The organism is Kineosphaera limosa NBRC 100340 (genome assembly GCF_000298215.1).
Lineage (GTDB): Bacteria > Actinomycetota > Actinomycetes > Actinomycetales > Dermatophilaceae > Kineosphaera > Kineosphaera limosa.
The window spans coordinates 1-15707 of the sequence record NZ_BAHD01000074.1 but is presented as its reverse complement, the minus strand read 5'-3'; the positions used below and the strand labels follow the sequence as shown (position 1 = coordinate 15707).

Annotated in this window: 17 protein-coding genes and 1 pseudogene; 12 read left to right on the top strand and 6 right to left on the bottom strand. The window is 70.1% G+C overall.

What is annotated here, in order from left to right; translation table 11 throughout:
• Positions 1–5 precede the first annotated feature (5 nt).
• From KILIM_RS24145 to KILIM_RS17665, 5 genes are all read left to right on the top strand, one after another.
• Positions 6–146 (top strand): UxaA family hydrolase, encoded by a 141-nt coding sequence (locus KILIM_RS24145; RefSeq protein WP_217997133.1) that lies wholly within the window; start codon positions 6–8, stop codon positions 144–146.
• The gene (locus tag KILIM_RS17680; protein WP_006594099.1) at positions 143–1627 is read left to right on the top strand and encodes a mannitol dehydrogenase family protein; all 1485 of its coding nucleotides are present in this window, start codon (positions 143–145) and stop codon (positions 1625–1627) included. Before KILIM_RS24145 ends, KILIM_RS17680 begins: the two co-directional genes overlap by 4 nt.
• The gene (gene eda, locus KILIM_RS17675; RefSeq protein ID WP_006594098.1) at positions 1624–2265 is read left to right on the top strand and encodes a bifunctional 4-hydroxy-2-oxoglutarate aldolase/2-dehydro-3-deoxy-phosphogluconate aldolase; all 642 of its coding nucleotides are present in this window, start codon (positions 1624–1626) and stop codon (positions 2263–2265) included. The genes KILIM_RS17680 and eda overlap by 4 nt, the downstream gene beginning before the upstream one ends.
• Positions 2266–2363: 98 nt before the next feature.
• The gene (gene metA, locus KILIM_RS17670; protein ID WP_006594097.1) at positions 2364–3281 is read left to right on the top strand and encodes a homoserine O-acetyltransferase MetA; all 918 of its coding nucleotides are present in this window, start codon (positions 2364–2366) and stop codon (positions 3279–3281) included.
• A gap of 66 nt (positions 3282–3347) precedes the next feature.
• Positions 3348–4259, top strand: coding sequence for a GNAT family N-acetyltransferase (locus KILIM_RS17665; protein WP_006594096.1), 912 nt, complete (start codon positions 3348–3350; stop codon positions 4257–4259).
• Between the two features lie 57 nt (positions 4260–4316).
• Here KILIM_RS17665 and KILIM_RS17660 read toward each other — a convergent pair whose 3' ends face one another.
• Positions 4317–5126, bottom strand: a complete 810-nt coding sequence (locus tag KILIM_RS17660) for a class I SAM-dependent methyltransferase (protein ID WP_006594095.1) — start codon at positions 5124–5126, stop codon at positions 4317–4319.
• A 95-nt stretch (positions 5127–5221) separates the two neighbouring features.
• Between KILIM_RS17660 and KILIM_RS17655 the strand changes: the two genes are divergently transcribed.
• Positions 5222–5752, top strand: a complete 531-nt coding sequence (locus KILIM_RS17655) for an NUDIX hydrolase (protein ID WP_006594094.1) — start codon at positions 5222–5224, stop codon at positions 5750–5752.
• Positions 5753–5764: 12 nt separating this feature from the next.
• Here KILIM_RS17655 and KILIM_RS17650 read toward each other — a convergent pair whose 3' ends face one another.
• Complete coding sequence (locus KILIM_RS17650; protein WP_006594093.1) at positions 5765–7141, bottom strand: class I SAM-dependent methyltransferase; 1377 nt, start codon at positions 7139–7141, stop codon at positions 5765–5767.
• Positions 7142–7308: 167 nt separating this feature from the next.
• On the opposite strand from KILIM_RS17650, the gene KILIM_RS17645 reads away from it, so the two are divergent.
• A complete protein-coding gene (locus KILIM_RS17645; RefSeq protein ID WP_006594092.1) occupies positions 7309–7530 on the top strand; it encodes a DUF5302 domain-containing protein in 222 nt (73 codons plus the stop codon).
• 57 nt (positions 7531–7587) lie between these two features.
• Here KILIM_RS17645 and KILIM_RS17640 read toward each other — a convergent pair whose 3' ends face one another.
• Complete coding sequence (locus KILIM_RS17640) at positions 7588–7770, bottom strand: hypothetical protein (protein ID WP_040563768.1); 183 nt, start codon at positions 7768–7770, stop codon at positions 7588–7590.
• A 253-nt stretch (positions 7771–8023) separates the two neighbouring features.
• Here KILIM_RS17640 and KILIM_RS17635 point away from each other — a divergent pair, with 253 nt between their 5' ends.
• Genes KILIM_RS17635 through KILIM_RS17625 form a run of 3 tightly spaced genes read left to right on the top strand, consistent with a single transcriptional unit; the run spans position 8024 to position 12031 of the window.
• Positions 8024–8755 (top strand): HAD family hydrolase, encoded by a 732-nt coding sequence (locus KILIM_RS17635; protein WP_006594091.1) that lies wholly within the window; start codon positions 8024–8026, stop codon positions 8753–8755.
• On the top strand, positions 8752–11277 hold the full coding sequence (locus tag KILIM_RS17630; RefSeq protein WP_006594090.1) for a glycoside hydrolase family 65 protein: 2526 nt from the start codon (positions 8752–8754) through the stop codon (positions 11275–11277). The genes KILIM_RS17635 and KILIM_RS17630 overlap by 4 nt, the downstream gene beginning before the upstream one ends.
• Positions 11278–11323: 46 nt before the next feature.
• Entirely contained in the window at positions 11324–12031 is a 708-nt protein-coding gene (locus KILIM_RS17625; protein ID WP_006594089.1) for a response regulator transcription factor, read from the top strand.
• A gap of 34 nt (positions 12032–12065) precedes the next feature.
• Here the strand turns inward: KILIM_RS17625 and KILIM_RS17620 are convergent, their stop codons facing one another.
• Positions 12066–13451 carry a heparan-alpha-glucosaminide N-acetyltransferase domain-containing protein gene (locus tag KILIM_RS17620; RefSeq protein WP_006594088.1) on the bottom strand — a complete coding sequence of 462 codons (1386 nt, stop codon included), beginning with the start codon at positions 13449–13451 and terminating at the stop codon, positions 12066–12068.
• 81 nt (positions 13452–13532) lie between these two features.
• On the opposite strand from KILIM_RS17620, the gene KILIM_RS17615 reads away from it, so the two are divergent.
• Positions 13533–14045, top strand: a complete 513-nt coding sequence (locus KILIM_RS17615) for a pyridoxamine 5'-phosphate oxidase family protein (protein ID WP_006594087.1) — start codon at positions 13533–13535, stop codon at positions 14043–14045.
• Here KILIM_RS17615 and KILIM_RS17610 read toward each other — a convergent pair.
• Entirely contained in the window at positions 14042–14884 is an 843-nt protein-coding gene (locus tag KILIM_RS17610; protein WP_006594086.1) for an SDR family NAD(P)-dependent oxidoreductase, read from the bottom strand. The genes KILIM_RS17615 and KILIM_RS17610 overlap by 4 nt on opposite strands.
• Before the next feature lie 51 nt (positions 14885–14935).
• Here KILIM_RS17610 and KILIM_RS17605 point away from each other — a divergent pair, with 51 nt between their 5' ends.
• Positions 14936–15490, top strand: coding sequence for a TetR/AcrR family transcriptional regulator (locus KILIM_RS17605; RefSeq protein WP_006594085.1), 555 nt, complete (start codon positions 14936–14938; stop codon positions 15488–15490).
• Between the two features lie 18 nt (positions 15491–15508).
• Here the strand turns inward: KILIM_RS17605 and KILIM_RS24690 are convergent.
• Positions 15509–15707: pseudogene (locus KILIM_RS24690) on the bottom strand (HNH endonuclease signature motif containing protein); the annotation flags it as partial.

Sequence of the window (15707 nt, the reverse complement as noted above, 5' to 3'; positions counted from 1 at the left end):
CCGGTATGAGTTGGTGCCGCACGCCACCGGCGCGCGAGATCTACCGCGAACTCATCGCGGTCGCCTCCGGCAAACAGAGCAAGAGCGAGGAACTCGGACTTGGCGCGGAGGAATTCGTGCCCTGGCAGATCGGAGCAGTACTGTGACCCGCCTCGACCGCGCCCACCTGGGCGGACTCGCCGAGAGCGAGACCCTGCGCCTGCCCGCCCGGCACAGCGTCGACGCCGCCGTCGGCATCGTCCACCTGGGCATCGGCGCGTTTCACCGCGCCCACCAGGCCGCGTATACCGAAGACGCGATGATCGCCACGGGCGACTTCACCTGGGGCATCTGCGGAGCCACGCAGCGCTCGCCGCGGGTGCGCGAAGACCTCGTCCCGCAGGACGGCCTGTACGGGATTCTCGTTCGCTCACCGCAGCGGGCGCAGCTGCGCGTCAGCGGGGCGGTGCGGGAGGTGCTCAGCCCCACCGACCAGGCGGATCTCCTCACGGCGAGGCTGGCCGATCCGGCCGTGCGGATCGTCTCCCTGACGGTCACCGAGAAGGGCTACCGCCGCGGTGGCGACGGGACGCTCGATGTCACCCATCCCGATGTCGCCGCCGACCTCGCCGACGGATCGGCGCCGCGCTCGGCGGTCGGCCGACTGACCCGCGGCCTGCAGGGTCGGATGCGCGGCTGCGGTGCCCCAGTCACCGTGCTGTGCTGCGACAACCTGCCGAACAACGGCGCGGTGGTGCGCGGCCTCGTGCACGACTTCTGCGCGGCGTTGCCGACCGCGGAGGGCGACGAGCTGGCCGGTTGGATCGGGCAGCACGTGACCTTCCCGACGAGCATGGTCGACCGCATCGTGCCGGCGACGACCGCCGGCGACATCGCCGAGGCGCAGGGCATTCTCGGCGTGCAGGACCGGGGTCTGGTCGTCACCGAGGACTTCCGACAGTGGGTCATCGAGGACGACTTCGCGGCCGGCCGCCCGGCCTGGGAGTCCGCGGGGGCGGAGTTCACCGACGACGTCGAGCCCTACGAGCACATGAAGCTGCGCATTCTCAACGGCTCGCACTCGACCCTGGCCTATCTCGGCGCGCTCGCCGGCTACGAGACCATCGCGCAGACCGTCGCCGACCCCCGGCTGGCCGAGGTGGCTCGAGGGCTCATTCGCGAGGATGTCATTCCGACGCTGGCACCCGCGGGGCAGACCGACCTGGCGGCTTACGGCGACCAGATCATGGCTCGCTACGAGAATCCCGGCCTTCGCCACCGCACGATTCAGATCGCCATGGACGGCTCGCAGAAGCTGCCGCAGCGACTTCTCGGCACCGTGCGTGACCGGCTCAGCGCCGGCGCCCGCCCGACATGGGCGACCGTCGGCGTCGCGGCGTGGATGGCGTACGTCGCCAGCGAGCGTGCCGCCGACGGCCGCGAACTGCCGCTGGACGATCCACTCGCCGATCGGCTCCAGAGCGTCCGCGGGCTCACGGACCCCGATCGCATCGTCACAGACCTGCTCACGGTGCGAGACGTCTTCGGTGACGACCTGCCCGAGAACACCTCCTGGCGCGCCGACCTCGTGGCGGCGCTGGCCTCCGTACTCCCCAGCAAAAACACCGTCGGAAAGGCACGAGCATGAGCGACGTGTACCAGCAGGCAGAGCACATCGGGCTGGTGCCGGTCATCGTCATCGACCGGGTCGAAGACGCCGTTCCCCTGGGTAAGGCGCTGATCGCCGGCGGCCTGCCGATCGCGGAGGTCACGTTCCGCACGCAGGCCGGTCCCGAAGCGTTGGCCCGGATGGCGCAACTCGACGGTCTGCTGGTGGGTGCCGGCACCGTGCGCAGCCCCGAGCAGGTCGAGCAGGCGGCCGCCGCCGGAGCCCAGTTCGTCGTCACCCCCGGTCTTTCCGCGCCCATCGTCGCGGCCTGTCAGGATCGCGGCCTGCCGATTCTGCCCGGGGTGTCCAGCGCCAGCGACATCCACGCAGCGACCGAACTCGGCCTCCAGGTGCTCAAGTTCTTTCCCGCGCAGACCTCTGGCGGCGCACCGGCCATCAAGGCGCTCGCTGCGCCATTTCCCGAGATCCGATTCATGCCGACCGGCGGCATCAGCCCGGCCAACCTCGCCGAGTATCTCGGGGTGCCGTCGGTGATCGCAGCCGGGGGCTCCTGGATGGTCGCGCCGTCGCTGCTGCGCGAGGGTCGATGGGACGAGGTCGAGCGGCTGTGCCGTGAGGCGACTGCGCTCGTGAGCGCGACGCGCGCGACAGCCTGACCGACGAGCCCTTCGTTGGGGGCGGCGTGGGCGACCGATGGGGGGGGACGTAAGAATGGACGGTCGATCCCGAAAAGCTCAGCCCGAGGAGGTGTCAGGTGCCGGTCAATATCCCGCGAGAGCTCCCCGCGCGGCAGGTCCTGGAAGACGAGAACGTCTTCGTCATGTCCACCGATCGGGCGCAGCACCAGGACATTCGGCCGCTGCGGCTGGCGATCCTCAACCTCATGCCCACCAAGATCGCGACGGAGACCCACCTGCTCCGGCTCCTGGGCAACACTCCCCTGCAGATCGAGGTGACGCTCATCCACATGGGCAGCCACTCCTCGCGCAACACACCGCCGGAGCACCTCGAAGCGTTCTACACGACCTTCGACCGCGTGCGTGACCAGCGCTTCGACGGCCTGGTCATCACCGGGGCGCCCGTGGAGCAGCTGCCGTTCGAGTCGGTCGACTACTGGGACGAGCTGGTCGAGTTGCTCGATTGGAGCCGCAAGCACGTGTATTCGACCATGCACGTCTGTTGGGGCGCCCAGGCCGCGCTGTATCGCCACCACGGGGTACCGAAGTACCAGCTCGACCACAAGATGTTCGGGGTCTTCGACCACGACGTGCTCGACCCGACGACCAAGATCCTCGCCGGCTTCGACGAGGTCTTCCCGGCCCCGCACAGCCGGCACACCGAGATCCGCGCCGAAGACATCGCGGCGGTGCCCGAGCTGCGGCTGCTGTCGACCTCCCCGGAGGCCGGCGTGTACCTCGTCGGCAGCGCCGACGGGCGGCAGTTCTACGTCACCGGGCACCCCGAGTACGAGCGCGACACCCTCAAGCTGGAGTACGACCGGGACGTATCGCGCAACCTGCCCATCGGGGTGCCGCACCAGTACTTTCCCGCCGACGATCCCGGCCGCAGCCCGCGGGTCACCTGGCGCAGTCACGCCTTTCTGCTCTACGCCAACTGGCTCAATCACGTGGTTTACCAAGGGACCCCGTACGACCTGACGCAGGTCGACTGACCGGCAGGTTCGTCGGTGTCCGGCCGTTGCTGGTCGTGGCTGCTGAACCCGTGAAAAGGTGGGGCCGTGACCACGACAGCGCGCGCCTACTCCGACCCGCAGGTGTTCGCCGCGGCCGCCGACGCCACGCTGGCCTCGCAACCGCTGCGGCACAGCATCATCGCGACCGCCCTGGCCCGCACCCTCCGGTTCGGTCCGCGGCCCGGGGACCGGTGGTGGGTCATCACCGAATCCGCCGACGCTCCGGAGACAGAGGGGTCCGACAGCGCTGATGCGCCGGTCGAGCAGGTTGTCGGGTTGGCGATGCTGACCCGCACCGGGCGCCCCTACCTGGCCACGGACGCCACGCACGGCCAGGCGGTCGGGGCCGCGGTCGCCGCCGATCTGCTGGCGACGCCACCCAGCGAGCCGATCACCGGGGTCAACGGGTTCAGCTCCGCGGCGCGCGCGTTCGCTCAGGAGTGGGTGCAGGCCCGCGGTGGCGCGGTGCGCGCCGGTCGTCAAGACGTGCTCTACGACCTGCCCGGCCCCGTTCGGATGCCGCACGGGGTGCCCGGTGCGGCTCGCGTCGCGACCGACGCCGACCGCGACCTGCTCGACGGGTGGGGCCGGGCCTTCATCCGGGACATCGGCGACCCGCCCGACCCCAGCGTCACCATGGCGCGGCCGCTCGCCGAGGGCGGCGTGATGATCTGGGAGGCCGACGCGGGAGAGGGCGTCGAGCCGCTGTCGATGGCCTTCGCGAATGCGCCGACCTACGGGCACACGCGGCTGTCGTGGGTGTGGACTCGACCAGAGCGCCGTGGCCGGGGTTTCGGCGGTGCGATCACGGCCGCCGTCAGCGCCCGCGCCCAAGGCGACGGGCTGCGGTGCCTGCTCATCGGCGACTCCCGCGACCAGGTGAGCGGCACGATGTTCCGCAAGCTCGGGTATCAGGTCGCCGACGACTCCTGCCACCTGCACTTCGATCGAGCCTGAGCCACCGCGCGACCCCCGGATCCAGCCGGGACCGGCCGGCCGGCCTGAACGACCGGGTCAGGGCTTGGTGCCGACCGCCAGGATCGCTTCGCAGACGAGTTCGCCGTTCTCGGCGAAGACCCGCTCGAAGACCTGCTTGGCCCGGGCGGTCGTCTCCTCGTCCTGCGCCACGAGCAGGTGGCCCAGGACGCCGATGCCGGCGGCCGCGGCGGCCCACAGATCCTCCGGCTCCACGCGCGAAATCCACGCAACAGTGTGCATTTCGATGTGCTCGAGACCGGCCGCGTCGAACAGCCCGGCCAGCCCCGTCCCGGTGTGCGCGAAATCCAGGTGCTCGGGGATGCGCCGCACCGACACCGGCTGCACCTGCGACTCCGCAGCAACCCGGCCCCACAACCGCTGCAGGGCGGCGTCCGGCGCCCAGATCGTCGCGGCAACCACCGCTCCCGATCGACCCGCGCGCACGAAGTCCGCGAGCACGGCCCGCGGATCGAGAGCGTGCTCCAGGAGGAAGTTGCTGACCACGGCGTCGAACAGCCCGGGCTCCACCGGCAGCCCGGGGGCGGCGCCGGCGAGCACCTGCGCCGACGGAGCGGCCTGCGCCGTCAGCTCCCGCATGGGCTCGGCGGGGTCGACGCTGGTGACGCGCGCGCCCCGCTGCACCGCCGCGGCGGTGAGTCGACCCGTGCCGGACCCCACGTCGAGCAGTTGGGCACCGGACAGCGGCACCCGCTCGGCCACCGTGTCGAGAATCGGCTCGATCGCCCCCGCGTAGACATCGGCGAGCCCGCGGGCGTAGGCCGGCGCCATGCCCGCCCAGTGCGGACGCTCGCCGGAGTCGGAGGAGAGGGGATCGCCGGAATTCATGGCGCCATGCTCCCAAACCTCGCCCCACCCACAGCCCCGCCGCGCCACGCCACACCACGGCGGATCGCCGAGCCTGCGGGCGTAGGTTGAGGAGCATGGGCGCGCGGGAACTGGTCGACCTCTACGACGATCACGGGCGCGTTGTCGGGCAGGCCACGCGCGCGCAGGTGCGAGGGCAGAACCTGCAGCACGCCGCCACCGCCGTGCTCGTGCGCAACCAGCGCGGGGAGCTGTTCGTGCACCGGCGCACCGACACCAAGGACGTCTATCCGGGGCTGTTCGACGTCGCGGCGGGCGGGGTGGTCGAGGCCGGCGAGGACCCGGCGCAGGCAGCCGCGCGCGAGGCGTTCGAGGAGTTGGGGGTGCACGGCGTCCCGCTGCTGCCGCTGGGGGTGGCCCATTACGCGGACGAGCACACCCGCTACCTCGCCTTCTGCTTCGAGGTCGTGTATGACGGGCCGATCCGCCTGCAACCGGAGGAGGTCGCCTGGGGTGCGTGGCTGCCTGTGGCCGAGGCACTGGCATGGCTGACCGACGACGAGCACCCGTTCGTGCCCGACACCACCGCTCTACTGCTCGACCACCTGCGCCGCGCCGTGGCGGGGCAGGAGGTGGTGGAAGGCTGAAGTGGTGGAGGGCTAGAGCGGCTGCCAGTCCGGGCGGTAGGGGTAACCGCCGACGCCCGCCTCGTCGGGGCGGGTGAAGAGAAACTGATGCACCTGCAGCCAGTTGCGCTCGAACGCCAGGCGTGAGCCCGCCATGTAGAGGCCGTAGACCTTGGCGGTCGGCTCGCCGACGAGTTCGACGCACCGATCCCAGTGCCGCACGAGATTGGCGTTCCAGGCCGCGAGCGTCAGCGGATAGCTCGGGCGCAGGTTCTCCTCGTGCTGCAGTTCGAGGCCGGTGTCGTGGGCGGCGCCGATGATCGCGGCCGGGGCCGCCAGCTCACCGTCGGGAAAGACGTAGCGGTCGGTAAAGGCCTCGGGCTTGGTCGTCGCGGCGTGATCGGGGCGAGTAATGGAGTGCGTGAGGAGCCGGCCGCCGGGGCGCAAGCGGTCCCGCAGTTCGCGGAAGTAGGTCGGGTAGTTCTTGACCCCGACGTGTTCGAGCATCCCGATCGAGCTGATGGCGTCGAAGTGCTCGTCGCGGGGCATCGAGCGGTAGTCGACCAGGCGAACCTGCGCGAGGTCACTGATGCCCGCACGGGCGATCATCGCCTCGATCCACCGGTGTTGGTGGCCAGAGAGCGTGACCCCGACGACCTGCACTCCGTGGTGCCGGGCGGCCTGCAGCATCATGCCGCCCCAGCCGCAGCCGACGTCGAGCAGCCGCATGCCGGGCCGCAGGCCGAGCTTGCGGGCTACCAGCTCGAACTTGCGCTCCTGCGCCTGCTCCAGGCTGTCCTGCGGTCGCGTGAAGATGCCGCAGGTGTACGCCATCGACGGGCCCAGCACGAGTTCGAAGAAGTCGTTGTCGAGGTCGTAGTGGGCCTTGACGGCGGCGGCCCGCCGCCCGGCCGGCTCGCGCAGCCCCTCGAGCCCGCGGCGCCACCGGGGTAGCAGCTCGATGGCCGGCGGCGGGGGCGGGGTGAAGGCACGCCAGCCCAGGTCACGGGCGCTGGTCACCAGCTGGCGCGGCGTGGGCTTGTCGAACCAGGTCTGCCGTTTCAGCTGCCGGAAGAGCTCGTAGGGGTCCCCCGGGTGCACTCCCTCGACCCGCAGGTCACCGGCCAGGTAGGCACGGGCCAAGCCCAGGTCGCCCGGGGCCGAGAGGATGTAGCGCAGTCCGCGCGGCCGGCAGATGTGCAGGCTGATGGGGCTGGCCGGGCCGAAGGGTTTGGGCGCCGGTCCCACGTCGGTGCCGTCGTAGGCCGTGACCCGCATCGGCAGGCCGCGTGGCGCCAAACTGGTCAACACGCGCCCGATCGCGCCGGATCGACGTGCGGCGGCATCGGGCTTGGTGGTGGCCCGCTCGCTTTTCACGGTGACCCGCTCGCTGCTGACGATCGCGCGCATGAGCGCCCCCTCCAGTCACGGAGAACCGGTTTTTTCCCGCAGAACGAGCGTAGTCCTGTTCGTCGTGATCCACCTGCCCCGCAATTCGCTGGGCACGAGGCCGGGTACGTGCCACCCTGGTCAGGTCGCGCGATGGCCGTGCGACGAAGATCCCGCAGGAGGCCACGATGACCGGCGCGAAGAGCAAGGACAGCGAAGCCGAAGGCATGGGAGCGGCGGCCGCCGGGCCGGACGAGGAGACGAAGCGTAAGTTCCGGGAGGCGCTGCAGCGCAAGCAGGCGCACGCGGGCGTCGACGTGTCGGACCACGCCGGGCAGTCGAAGGCGCACGGGGCGCATGGCCCGGAGAGCAGCGCGACCTCTCAGATGTTCCGGCGCAAGTCCGGCTGATCCGCTTCGGTCGCGCTGCCCCCACGCCCCGCTGGCGCGGTCGCGGCTGTCGTGTCGTCAGTTCGCGGCCGCCCAGCGCCGTGCCCCCGGCAGCGAGGCGAAGGTGCCGTAACGCCCTCCGGACTCGTTGCACACGTCCCAGCAGGCCCGGTAGGCCGCCCGGTTGCGGCGGTGCACGACATAACGTCGACCGCTCGGACTCGTCGTGATGACGAAGGTGTTCTTGTTGGTCCTTTCCATGATGTTCCCCCTGCGTGTGTGGCCTCCACCCCCTGTGTCGGCCGTTACCCACCCATCGGTACCCGGACGGTCGACCTGAAGAGATGTGTCGAAGAAGTTGGTCGCTCGTTCTGAACGGCTGCCGGTCGGCTGTCCTGGAGCTCCCGCGAGGGGTGCGCAGAAGTGCCGAGAGGGGCAGGCGGGCGTTCGGCCGTTGCTCAAAAAGGCACTCGCCGCTGGGGCGTTCCGGCCAACCTTCCTTAGAGTGGAGTGCGTGGACTGGACTGAGTACGACGCCGCCCTGTTCGACCTCGACGGGGTGCTGACCCCTACGGCCGAGGTGCACATGCGGGCCTGGGAGCGCATGTTCACCGACTACCTGAACTCGCGCGACGACGCGCAGGCGCAGCAGCCCTACCGAGAAGCCGACTACTTCGACCACATCGACGGCAAGCCGCGCTACGACGGGGTGCGCACCTTCCTCGCCTCCCGCGACATCGAGCTACCGGAGGGCGATCCCACCGACCCGACCGATCAGCCTCCGGGGCAGGAGACCGTGTGCGGGCTGGGTAACCGCAAGAACGACGCGTTCAACGCGGTGCTCGCCCAGGAGGGCGTCGAGCCGTACCCCGGCTCGGTCGCCCTGCTCGACGCCCTGCCGGAGTCGGTGCGGCTGGCGGTCGTCTCCTCCTCCAAGAACGCCCCGGCCGTGCTGAAGGCCGCGGGCCTCTTCGAGCGTTTCCCCGTCATCGTCGACGGACAGGTCGCCGCCGCGAAGGGGCTGCCGGGCAAGCCGGCACCCGACACCTTCCAGAACGCCGCCGACCAACTCGGCGTGGCGCACGAGAAGTGCGTCGTGCTGGAGGACGCGCACTCCGGGGTCAAGGCCGGTGCGGCCGGCGGGTTCGGCCTGGTCGTCGGTGTCGACCGCGGCGCCGGCGCCGACGCGCTGCGAGCCAGCGGGGCGCAGGTCGTCGTGGCGGACCTGCAGGAGCTGGTGCCGTGAGCGCCCTGTCGGAGGCCCGCAAGGCCGCGCGAGACGGCTCGGCCTACGACCCCATCGATCGGCACCGCTTTCCCGCGGACCCGTGGCGGCTCGTCGAGCGCTGGCCCTCGCTGAACGACCTCGGCGTCACCGAGACGCTCTTCGCCGTCGGTAACGGCTACCTCGGGATGCGGGGCAACCCGCCGGAGGGACGCGACGCCCACGTGCACGGCACGTTCGTCAACGGCTTCCACGAGACCTGGCCCATTCGGCACGCGGAGGCCGCCTTCGGCTTCGCCAAGACCGGCCAGACGATCGTCAACGTGCCCGACTCCAAGCTCATGAAGCTGTACGTCGACGACGAGCCGCTGCTGCTCTCGACGGCCGATCTGGAGAACTACGAACGCTGTCTTGACTTTCGCGACGGCACCCTGCGGCGCGACCTGGTGTGGCGCACCCCGTCGGGCAAGAAGGTGCAGGTGCGCACCAGCCGCATGGTCTCCTTCACCGAGCGGCACCTGGCGATCATGACGATCGAGGTGACGATGCTCGAGGGCGACGCCCCCATCGTCATCTCCAGCCAGGTGCTCAATCGGCAGGACGGCGTCGACGAGTACCACGTCAAGGGCGAGTCGATGGGCGAGGGTTTCGACCCGCGCAAGGCGTCCGCATTCGCCCAGCGGGTGCTGGAGCCGCGGGGGCACTGGAACTCCGACCGGCGGATGATCATGGGGTACCGCTGCGCCGATTCCGGCATGACGTTGGCGGTCGGCACCGACCACGCAATCATGACCGAGAACGACTACGAGGACCTCATCTCCACCGAGCCTGACCTGGGCAAACGAGTCTTCCGCATCGACGCGACGCAGGGCCGCTCGATCTTCATCACCAAGGCCGTTGCCTATCACACCTCGCGGGGCGTGCCGGTGCGCGAGCTGTTCGACCGGTGTCGGCGCACGCTGGATCGGGTCCGTCACGACGGGGTGCAGCACTACCAGGAGGAGCAGGCCCGCTGGCTGGCGAACTACTGGGAGCACAGCGACGTCGAGGTCGACGGGCACGACGCGATCCAACAGGCCGTGCGCTACAACCTCTTCCAGCTCGCCCAGGCCAGCGCCCGCTCCGACCAGTTGGGGGTGCCGGCCAAGGGCGTGACGGGCAGCGGCTACGAGGGGCACTACTTCTGGGACACCGAGATCTACGTGGTGCCCTTCCTGGCCTACACGAGCCCGGCCGTGGCCCGTAACCTGCTGCGATTCCGCGTGAACATGCTCGAGGCGGCGCGCACCCGAGCCGCAGAGATGGCGCAGCGGGGGGCCTTGTTCCCGTGGCGCACGATCAACGGGGAGGAGGCGTCGGCTTACTACGCCGCCGGTACGGCGCAGTACCACATCGACGCCGACATCGCGTACGCGATCTACCGCTACGTGCAGGCGACCGGTGACCTGTCGTTCATGCGCCGCTACGGCGCCGAGGTGCTCGTCGAGACCGCCCGGTTGTGGGCCGACCTGGGGTTCTGGCACATCAACGACGAGCGAACCTTCAACATCCACGGGGTCACCGGGCCCGACGAGTACACCACCGTCGTGAACAACAACCTGTTCACCAACGTCATGGCCCGGTTCAACCTCGAGCTCGCGGCCCGCACCCTGCGGTGGCTGCGCGACGAGGAGCCGTACGCCTACTCCGAGCTCGCCTCGCGGTTGAAGTTGGATCCGGCGGAGATCGACGACTGGCAGGACTGCGCCGACCGCATGAAGATCCCGTTCGAGCAGGGACTGGGCATCCACCCGCAGGACGAGCACTTTCTCGACCGGGAGATGTGGGACCTGACCCAGACTCCGGACTCCCAGCGGCCCCTGCTGCTGCACTACCACCCGCTGGTCATCTACCGCTTCCAGGTGCTCAAGCAGGCCGACGTCGTGCTCGCGCTGTTCCTGCAGGGCGACCGGTTCACCGCGGAGGAGAAGCGCGCGAACTTCGAGTACTACGACGCGATCACCACGGGCGACTCCTCGCTGTCCGCGGTCGTGCAGTCGATCATCGCCTCGGAGGTCGGCCACCACGCCGTGGCCCTCGCCTACTTCCTGCAGGGCCTCTACGTCGACCTCGCCGACCTGCACCGCAACACGAGCGACGGCCTGCACATCGCCTCCGCCGGGGGCGTGTGGAATGCGCTGGTGTACGGCTTCGGCGGGTTGCGCGACTCCACGGACACCCTGACCTTCGACCCGCGGCTGCCCGCCGACTGGCCACGGTTGGCGTTCCGGTTGCAGCACCAGGGCAGCCGGCTGCACGTCGAGGTGACGCAGGAGGAGATCACGTTCACGCTGGTCGACGGGCCCGCCACGCGGGTGTCGGTGCGGGGCGATGAACTCGAGCTGACCGGCGATGAGCCGCTGGTCGTGGCGCTGGACGGGCAAGGCCCGCGGTTGAAGGACCGCATCAGCCTGCGCCCGATGGAAGGTGCGATGCGGGAGGACGGCAGCGTCATCACCGCCGGCATTCCCACGATCACCGACGACATGCTGGAGCACCGATAGGCACGGTCGAGAACCTGGGATGGACCGCAGCGTTTAGCCTGATCAGATGAGCGCCGAGGACCGCAGCGGCGCGGGCGGGCCCCAGGACGGCCCCCTCGTGCTGCTGGTTGAAGATGACGAGACCCTGCGGGTCACCACCCGACTCGTGCTGGAGCGGCACGGTTTTCGGGTGGCGACCGCCTTCGACGGCATCAACGGGCTGGAGCAACTCGAGGCCGTCGGGCCAGACGTGCTGGTGGTCGACGTGGTGATGCCCCGGATGGACGGCATCACGTTCGTCCGGCGGGCGCGTGAGCGGCAGCCCGACGTGCCGGCCGTCGTGCTCACCGCCCGGGACCTGCCGCACGACCAGCTCGCCGGCTTCGAGGCCGGCGCCGACGACTACGTCGTCAAGCCGTTCGACGGGGACGTGCTCGCGGCGCGGCTGCGGGCCGTGCTGCGCCGGGGCCGACCCGAGCAGCCGGAGTCCGCGGACGTGCTGGTGGGCGATCTGCGCATCGACCGGCCCGGGATGGTGGTGCATCGCGACGGTGAGCGGGTCACCTTGTCGAGCACCGAGTTTCGGTTGCTGGAGGCGTTTCTCGATCACATCGGGCGGGTGCTCTCGCGCATTCAACTGCTGGAGATCGTGTGGGGCGACGCGGCGTGGGGCGACCCGCACGTCGTCGAGGTCACCGTGCAGCGCCTGCGCGCGAAGATCGGGCCCGGGCACATCGAGACCGTGCGGGGCGCGGGGTACAAGCTCGTGCGGTGAGGGCTGGCTCGACCCCGGCTGCCGACATCGTCGCCTACCGGCGGCGGGCGGGGCCCGAGGGCCGCAGGTAGAGTCCGCGCGCATGCAGGACGCACGCCAGCGCGGTCCAGGCCGCCAGGGCGATGACGACGAGCCACAACGCCGGCTCGATGCCGGGCGGCGCGGTCGCTGACAGTCGCGCGGCCAGCGACTCCCCGCGAGGGCTGCCTGGCGGGAGGTGGACGAGGGTCGTCATCAGCACGTGGGAGCCGAAGTAGACCAGCAGGCTGTTGCGGCCCAGGGCGATGAGCGGGTAGGTCGCCAGGTGGATCGCCCTCGCGTGATCGGGGCGGCCAGCGGCGGCGGGGCGGTCAGCAGCGGCGGGACGGTCGAGTAGCAGGTGGAGCGCGAGCAGCACGGCCAGACAGGCGGCTGCAACACCCAACCCGAACGCGGGGGTCCACAGGCGCTTCATCGGGGGCGCGAGCGGCGCCAGGGCGGCGGCGGTGCCGGCGAAGGCGGCCACGATGAGCAGGCCGGTCAGCGCCTGGCGCCGCGCGGGCAACCGGGACGACTTCAGCAGGTGACCGAGGCTGGCGCCGGCGCAGGCGACGATCGTGGCGCCGGCCAGGGCGACGATCCCCTCCGGGTCATGGCCGAACCGGCCCTGATGGTAGATGTGTTCGACGCCGAAGAGCGCGGGGTCGAACAGTCCGGACGGGTTGCATTCGGGGGTCAGCGCGCCGCCTGGGCACCCGGCGGCGAAGCGGTTCAGCGCCAGGGCGAAGCAGGTCGCTGCGACGATCGTGAACAGCGGCCACGCCCACCAGCGACGCAGGACGAAGTGCAGCAGGGCGATGACGAGCACGATCGCGGCGTAGAGCTGCAGGACGCCGGGGATGCGGAACGTCGCCCAGTCCAGCTGCCCGGTGCTCAGGTACTGGGCGTGCGCGTTGTAGGCGAGCCCGGCGAGGGCCAGCACGATGACGCGGGACAGCAACGGGCGCAACGGAATCCGGCGCGCGTAGGCGAACGCGAGCCCGGCGCCACTGAGGGCCACGAACGTCGGGAACACCAGGTCGACCGGGTGCACGCCCGCCCAGGCAGCGTGCTCGAACCAGGCGGGGGCCGTGATCCACGCGTTGACCGCGACGCTGACGACGAGCATGAGGCCGCGCGCGACGTCGAGGCTGATGAAGCGACGGCTGGGGAAGCTCTGCGCGGGCGGGGGGCTCTTGGTCGAGCTCTGCGTCGCGGGGAGGCTCTGTGTCGCGGGGAGGCTCTGTGTCTCGAGGAGGCTCTGCGTCGCCTCTCGTTGGCTTCGCGCCGCGGCGGTCGCCGCCTCGACTACCGCCGCCCGGGTGTCGCCTGCGGCGGTGCTGGGCGGTTCGGTCGCGGTCGATGGGCGCCGCGAATCCTCTTGTTGTTCAGTGCTCCCCACGCCCTCAGTGTGCGCTCGGGCTGGCGTGGTGGCGATCTTCGACAGATACAGCCGGGCGCGGGCGGGCGTAGGGTCCCAGGCATGAGTACCGACCCGGCCGCCGATCGCCCGGAGTTTCCGGAGGGATACGGCCTGCCCGAGAGCACCGACGGATTGCTGGCGTGGAGCGAGGTCGAGGAGCGCCTGCGCACGGCGCAGAACTATTGGCTCGCCAGCGTGCGACCTGATGGCCGGCCGCACAGCGTGCCGCGTTGGGGTGTGTGGCTCGACGGGGCGTTCTACTACGACGGCGCGCCGACGACGCGACACACCCGCAACGTCGAGGCCAACCCGGCGGTGACGCTGACGCTGGAGAGCGGCACCCAGGTCGTCATCGTCGAGGGCGAGTCACGTGCGACCCGCGCCGATCCGGAGGGCCTGGGCGCTCGCCTTTCGGAGGCGTTCGCCAAGTATGCGGATGCCGGGTATTCCCCCTCGGCCGATGCGTGGGCCGGCGCCGACGGCGGCGGCCTGCGCGTCATCACCCCGCGCCGCGCCCTGGCGTGGTTCAACTTCCCCGCCGACAGCACAAGGTTTCGGTTCCGCGAGCGCTAGCGGGCGAGGTCCGTGTCGGTGTGTTCGAATCCCGGTTGGGTTGCGTAGTCCTGTCGCCTGAGGTCGAACACAGTCGCGATCTGATCGGCGGCGCCCTCACCCAGGACAAGACGCAGCGGGCCGCATTCTGCAGACACGTGATTGACGATGCCGCGGGCGATCTCATCTGGGGCGGTTCCCCCGCCCGATGCTCCGGGTTCGCTGGGCCAGGGAACGGTCGCCGTTCCGAGGACCTGTTCGCGTATCTGGTCGTAGTCGTTGTTGGGCGTGCTGAACCTCATGCTTGATGTTGCCCACTGCGTGTCCATCGCGCCGATCTCGGCGAGGGTGACTCGGATGCCCATCGGCCGCACCTCTGCAGCCAGCGCTTCGCTGAATCCCTCCAGGCCCCACTTCGCAGCGTTGTAGAGACCGAGGAACGGCATGGCTCCCACGCCGCCGGTGGAGGAGATTTGAACGATATGCCCTTCACCTTGGCGTCGCATGATGGGCAGTGCGGCTTGGGTCATCCACATCGGACCGAATAGGTCGACGTCCACGATGGCGCGAGCCTCTACCTCGCTAACCTCCTCGACGGCTCCCACCAGTCCATAGCCAGCGTTGTTCACCAACACGTCCAAACGTCCGGTGCTCCGGCCGGCCTCCGCGACGACGCCTCGGCATTGCTCCCTGTCCGAGGGGTCGAGCCGAACCACGGTGAGGAGCGCGTCCTCGACAGGCAAGGCCTCCTTCCGAGTGGTGGCCACCACGCGATGACCAGCGGTCAGTACGTACCTGGTCAGGGCGAGCCCGAGTCCGCTGCTCGCCCCTGTGATGAGCCAGGTCTTCGCTGTCGTCATGCGATCATTCAACACTAAACGAGACGCAGCGTCTCGTTCTTATACTGGGGCATGGCCAGACCCAAGACCGTCGAGCGGGTGTACGCCGCAGTTCTGGCTCTCGCTGAGCGCGGTGGCCCCAACGCCCTGACCATGGAGGGGATCGCCGCCGAGGCCGGGGCCAGCAAACAGACCCTCTACCGGAACTGGCCCTCTGTCCATGCCCTTCTCTTCGACGCTCTTGCCGCGGAGTCCGCCACCCCGGACGCGCCGACCGGCGATGTCACAGTCGTAGAACTGCTACGAGCAGCGATTGACGAAATCTCCGAAGAGCCGCGCGCCTCACTGCTGCGAATGCTGGCCGCCTCGATCCAGACGGACGAGGTTGTTGCGCAGCAATTCCGGGAGCGACTCCTTGAGCCGCAACTGGCCCAGATCACGAGACTCGTTGCAGCCGCCGGATATCCAAGCTCTCGCGAGTCGACCGAACTGCTCCTCGCGCCGATCTTCTACCGGTGGTTCCTGCGGCTGCCCCAGCTCCGGGACGACGAGCTCCGGGCCAATGCTGAGCGCATCCTCGCCCTGGATCAGGGGCCCTCCATCAACGCACCCAGGCGGCGCGACTAGGGATCGCAGCTAGTGACGTTAGGTCAAGATGGGTTGCTCGCTGGGCAGGGCAATGCGTTCGGGGGTCCGGGCGGATGGCGACGGTTCGGACCCGTGCGCGTCGGCGTTGGCGCCACCACCAGTCGCGCCGTCGACCTTGCGGTCGCTTGTGGCGTCGGGTCGGAGTTGGTTGCCGATGGGAGTGCCGTCGGCGCGAGTCCAGCGCACGCCGTTGGGC

Excerpts from the sequence above, each read along its gene's own strand:
- KILIM_RS24145 (WP_217997133.1), top strand. The coding sequence starts at position 6 with ATGAGTTGGTGCCGCACGCCACCGGCGCGCGAGATCTACCGCGAACTC.
- eda (WP_006594098.1), top strand. The coding sequence starts at position 1,624 with ATGAGCGACGTGTACCAGCAGGCAGAGCACATCGGGCTGGTGCCGGTC.
- KILIM_RS17660 (WP_006594095.1), bottom strand. The coding sequence starts at position 5,126 with ATGAATTCCGGCGATCCCCTCTCCTCCGACTCCGGCGAGCGTCCGCAC.
- KILIM_RS17655 (WP_006594094.1), top strand. The coding sequence starts at position 5,222 with ATGGGCGCGCGGGAACTGGTCGACCTCTACGACGATCACGGGCGCGTT.
- KILIM_RS17650 (WP_006594093.1), bottom strand. The coding sequence starts at position 7,141 with ATGCGCGCGATCGTCAGCAGCGAGCGGGTCACCGTGAAAAGCGAGCGG.
- KILIM_RS17645 (WP_006594092.1), top strand. The coding sequence starts at position 7,309 with ATGACCGGCGCGAAGAGCAAGGACAGCGAAGCCGAAGGCATGGGAGCG.
- KILIM_RS17640 (WP_040563768.1), bottom strand. The coding sequence starts at position 7,770 with ATGGAAAGGACCAACAAGAACACCTTCGTCATCACGACGAGTCCGAGC.
- KILIM_RS17625 (WP_006594089.1), top strand. The coding sequence starts at position 11,324 with ATGAGCGCCGAGGACCGCAGCGGCGCGGGCGGGCCCCAGGACGGCCCC.
- KILIM_RS17615 (WP_006594087.1), top strand. The coding sequence starts at position 13,533 with ATGAGTACCGACCCGGCCGCCGATCGCCCGGAGTTTCCGGAGGGATAC.
- KILIM_RS17610 (WP_006594086.1), bottom strand. The coding sequence starts at position 14,884 with ATGACGACAGCGAAGACCTGGCTCATCACAGGGGCGAGCAGCGGACTC.
- KILIM_RS17605 (WP_006594085.1), top strand. The coding sequence starts at position 14,936 with ATGGCCAGACCCAAGACCGTCGAGCGGGTGTACGCCGCAGTTCTGGCT.